Annotated in this window: 6 protein-coding genes; all 6 read left to right on the plus strand. The window is 31.9% G+C overall.

Annotated features, from left to right (window positions below):
• Positions 1-1,530 (plus strand): GTPase HflX (hflX, locus tag ACY2V1_RS07065; RefSeq protein WP_461834093.1); only part of this gene is annotated, 1,530 nt, incomplete at its 5' end.
• Between the two features lie 44 nt (positions 1,531-1,574).
• Entirely contained in the window at positions 1,575-2,081 is a 507-nt protein-coding gene (rfaE2, locus tag ACY2V1_RS07070; protein ID WP_461834094.1) for a D-glycero-beta-D-manno-heptose 1-phosphate adenylyltransferase, read from the plus strand.
• Positions 2,082-2,098: 17 nt separating this feature from the next.
• Positions 2,099-2,560 carry a universal stress protein gene (locus ACY2V1_RS07075; protein ID WP_461834095.1) on the plus strand — a complete coding sequence of 154 codons (462 nt, stop codon included), beginning with the start codon at positions 2,099-2,101 and terminating at the stop codon, positions 2,558-2,560.
• Between the two features lie 11 nt (positions 2,561-2,571).
• A complete protein-coding gene (pilM, locus tag ACY2V1_RS07080) occupies positions 2,572-3,633 on the plus strand; it encodes a type IV pilus assembly protein PilM (RefSeq protein ID WP_461834096.1) in 1,062 nt (353 codons plus the stop codon).
• A gap of 21 nt (positions 3,634-3,654) precedes the next feature.
• Positions 3,655-4,221 carry a PilN domain-containing protein gene (locus ACY2V1_RS07085; protein WP_461834097.1) on the plus strand — a complete coding sequence of 189 codons (567 nt, stop codon included), beginning with the start codon at positions 3,655-3,657 and terminating at the stop codon, positions 4,219-4,221.
• On the plus strand, positions 4,218-4,576 hold a 359-nt coding region (locus ACY2V1_RS07090), incomplete at its 3' end, for a type IV pilus inner membrane component PilO (protein ID WP_461834098.1). The genes ACY2V1_RS07085 and ACY2V1_RS07090, both read left to right, overlap by 4 nt.

The raw sequence follows: 4,576 nt of genomic DNA on the forward strand, positions 1-4,576 counted from the left end.
CAGGCCTGGGAACTTGCAGAACTTACCTCTGAGGCCAAGAGGCAAATTGGTCTTTTAATAGATAGAAAGGGTCTTGTTCTAAAAGTTATACTTGGAGATAATGAAAAGATAGTTATTCCTCAGTTGGGTAGGATAAGGGTTAAAAGTGGCAGGCTAAAAGGGATAAGACTCTTACACACCCACAGGGGCAAGACCCCTTTAACTCAAGATGACTTAATGGATCTTATTTTTTTAAGGTTAGATAACATTGGAGTTTTAATGGTGGGAGAAGAGGGTAATCCTGAGAAATTTCAGTGGGCCCATATTCTCCCTTCTAACAAAAAAAACAGGCCGTATTATATATCAGAGATCCTTCCTTGGGACACTGACAAAATAAATCTCAAAGGGACAATACAGGCAATTGAAGAAGAACTTACAAGGAATATAGAGAAGGGAGTCTTATCAAAAAATAAAGAAAGGGCTCTATTAGTTAGTGTGGATACTACATCTAAAGAAATCCAGGAAAAATCTTTAAAAGAATTGTCTGAACTCGCAAAAACAGCTGGAGTTGAGGTATGTGGAAAGCTTATCCAGAGGGTCAAATCTGTTAACCCACAATTTATACTTGGAAAGGGAAAACTGGCGGAACTGGAGGTTTTATGTCTTCAGACAGACGCCAATATTTTAATCTTTGACAAAGAACTGACTCCGTCACAGATTAATAATCTTGCAAAGATAACAGAAAGAAAAATAATTGACAGGACACAACTCATACTGGACATCTTTGCCCAGCATGCCAAGAGTAAAGCAGGGAAATTCCAGGTGGAGTTGGCTCAACTAGAGTATACTTTACCAAGATTAGTGGGAAAAAATAGGGCTATGAGCAGACTTACTGGAGGAATTGGTGGCAGAGGACCAGGAGAGACTAAACTTGAGATGGACAGAAGAAGGATTAGAGAGAGAAGGACAAAATTAAAAAAAGAATTGGAGAAGGTAAAGGCCCAACGGGCACATAAAAGGCTCAGGAGACAAAAGGCTGGATTACCTGTAGTCTCTTTAGTAGGGTACACAAATGTTGGAAAATCCACATTATTAAATGTACTTACAAGAAGTGACATTTACACTGCTAATAAGCTATTCGCCACGTTGGATCCAACATCTAGAAGAATTCGCTTCCCTAATGAAAAGGAAGTTATAATAACAGACACAGTTGGATTTGTTAAATACATGCCTCAAAAACTCAAAGACGCCTTCATGGCTACCTTAGAAGAATTGAACATAGCAGATATAATTCTACATGTGGCTGATGCATCACACGAAAATATAGAAGAACAAATCTCAGCTGTACGAGAGATATTAACTGAAATGAAACTTATGGATATTCCAGAGATCTTGGTTTTAAATAAAATAGATCAAATTAGCCAGGAAGAGAAAATAAGATTAACACATATGTTCCCGGAAGGTATTTTAATCTCCGCACTTACCAGAGAAAATCTGGATATCTTGGTTGATAGAATTTCCAGAACATTGCCAACAAAAAAAATTTTATAGAAAATAAATCAAAATATTAACAAAAAAAGCATCATATTATTGACATGAATAAGATAAATCCTTTAATATCAAAAATAAAGTCACATGAAGAATTCCTCATTATAAAAAATAGCACTTTAAAAAATAAACGAATAGTATTTACCAATGGATGCTTTGACATATTGCATAGGGGGCACATAGAATATCTACAACAGGCAAAAACACTGGGTGATATATTAGTAGTTGGCTTAAATAGCGATAGTTCCGTAAAAATGCTAAAAGGAGAAAATAGACCTATTAACAATGAAATAGACAGGGCAATTTGTCTAGCAGCTCTGGAAGCTGTAGATTACGTAATCATATTTAATGAAGAGACACCATATAATCTAATAAAAAACATACGTCCTCAAGTATTAATAAAAGGCGGAGACTGGAGGGAAGAGGAAATTGTGGGATACGATATAGTCACAAGCTATGGAGGAAGAGTAATAAGTTCCAATTTTTTGTCCAATTATTCCACAAGTAAAATTATCCAGAGAATAATTAATAGATATTGTAAAGATAAAACTTAACCATACTGGAGGTTATAATGGAAAAAAAAGAAATTAAAAAGATATTATGTGCAGTGGATTTTGCTGAATATTCAAAAGAGTTGGTTAGGTATGCCTATACATTACAGGAGGCCTTTGACGCTGATTTACATATTATATATGTTGCTCCTACTCTATCACAATATGTGGGTTTTCAGATATCACCAAGTTCAATTGAAAATTTTGTAGGGGAAATTATCCAGGGTGCAGAGGAGACCATGGAAAAATTTATTAAAGAAAATTTTCCTGATAATCCAAAGGTTTTTGGAAAGGTAATAACTGGTTATGCAGCAGAAGAAATAATTAACTACTCAAAAGAAAATAATATAGATCTAATTGTAATGGGAACACACGGCAGAAAAGGTATAGATAGAATTCTCTTTGGTTCTGTAGCTGAAAAAGTGGTAAAAGGATCTAGTGTGCCAGTATTAACTATTAGACCCAAAAAACAAATTAGTTAGGGGCAAATTTCATGGGCCTTTTGCAATTATCCAAAAAAAAAGCAGGGATTGGCCTGGATCTCGGAAACAAATGGATAAAAACAGTTAGACTGACAAAAAATGGGAAAAAATTAGAACTTAATAAATTAGGCAGGACTTATCTAAAAAGAGAAGAGATTGAAGACAAAAAAAAATTAAGAGAAAAAATAAAAATACTTTTAAATTCCTTATCAATCAAGGACAGAGAAGTGAGTCTGTCATTAGCAGGCCATTCTGTAATTATTAAAAGACTCAAATTGCCCAAATCAGAAGGAAAAGCTGAAAAACTAGAAGATACAATAAAAAAGCATACAAAAGAGCATATCCCTTTTGATATAGAAAATGTATATATGGACTACTTTATCATAGATAATCCAGAAGGGGACTCAAAAAATATCGAATACTTTTTAGTTGCAAGTAAAAAAAATGTAGTAAATGAATTAAAAGATTTCATAGAAGGGGCAAATTTCAAGATCGAAGGAATAGATGTAGAAGGGTTTGCCTTATGCAATTGTTTTGAATACAATTATCCTGATTACATTTCTGATACCACATATCTACTGGATATTGGGGGCGTAAACACAATATTTTGTGTTTATTCAAATGGAATGCCTCTGCTTATAAGGGATATAAGTCTGGGGGGTGATCAGCTAACAGATATAGTAAAACAGGTGCTGAATAAAAATTTTTCTGAATGTGAAAAAATAAAAATAAATGGATTTAGTTCCGTTGCCCCAAAAGACAAAATTTTAATTAATCAAAAAATGGAGGATTTATATCTAACCTGGATCGATGAAATTCAGAAAATATTATATTTTTATACTTCAAACAACCCAGAAAATAAAGAGGTTGAAAATATTTATCTATCTGGCGGAGGATCTTTATCACCTAAATTAAAAGAAGTAATGGAAGAGCACCTGGAAAAAAATATTGATTTCTTAAATCCATTTAGAAAAATAGATATACCTATTTCCAATTTCGATCTTGAATACATTAAATCTGTTAGGCCACAATTTGCCATTGCTACTGGCCTGGCACTGAGAAATTTTATATAAAAAATATAAGGTAGAATGTAGATGATAAAAATTAATTTATATCCTTATAAAAAGACAAAAAGAGGTTTATCTATTGAGCTTGAGCTAGGAATATATGTTTTAACTTTGTTAGTTATATCCATATTATTATTTTTTGTCAATACAAAAATCAATAACCACATTAATCATTTAGCAAATATAAAATCTCAAAAGCAAAATTTAAATAGATTATTAATCAAAAAAGTTAAAATTGTAAATAATTACAAAAAGCAACTAAAAGAATTAAATTATAAAATAAAAGTAATAAAAGAAATAAGAAAAAGTCAGAATATGCCTGTTATATATCTAAGTGAATTGGTTACAAATTTTATTAAAGAAAAATTATGGTTTACCAATTTAAAGTTATCTTCCAATAAGAATATAGACCTTTCAGGAGTCGCCTTGGATAACCATATATTAGCTCAGTACATAAAAAAGTTGAGACACTCAAAGTACACAAAAGAAGTATATTTAAAACAATCTGCAAAGAGAAAAATAATGGGTTATAGTTTGGTATCATTTAGTTTTAAACTGGTAACAAAAAAAATCATGGATGAAAAAACACAATGAAAACAAACGAGCTAATTGAAAAGATAGAAAAATATCCAAGAAAATACAGAATAATTGCGTTTCTTGTGGTAATTTTGCTAGTGACAACAGGCTATTGGTATTTTATTTTTAAACCCAAAAGTGAACAGATAAAATTATTGGAAAAAGACATTGAAAATCTAAATCGACAAATAGCATTAAATCGAAAAAAAGCAGCTCAAATAAAAAAACTTGAAGTCAAAATCAAAGATAAACGAAAAATTTTTTATTATGCAAAGAAACTCCTTCCAGATTCAACAGTAGAAATAGAAAACCTATTGGCAAACATAGAGACCTTGGGAAATGATGTTGGAGTGGAATTTCTGTTGTTTAAGCC

The organism is Desulfothermus sp., assembly GCF_053993635.1.

Bases quoted from the DNA above. Each gene is read 5' to 3' on its own strand.
- rfaE2 (WP_461834094.1), top strand. From the start codon at position 1,575: ATGAATAAGATAAATCCTTTAATATCAAAAATAAAGTCACATGAAGAA.
- pilM (WP_461834096.1), top strand. From the start codon at position 2,572: ATGGGCCTTTTGCAATTATCCAAAAAAAAAGCAGGGATTGGCCTGGAT.
- ACY2V1_RS07075 (WP_461834095.1), top strand. From the start codon at position 2,099: ATGGAAAAAAAAGAAATTAAAAAGATATTATGTGCAGTGGATTTTGCT.
- ACY2V1_RS07085 (WP_461834097.1), top strand. From the start codon at position 3,655: ATGATAAAAATTAATTTATATCCTTATAAAAAGACAAAAAGAGGTTTA.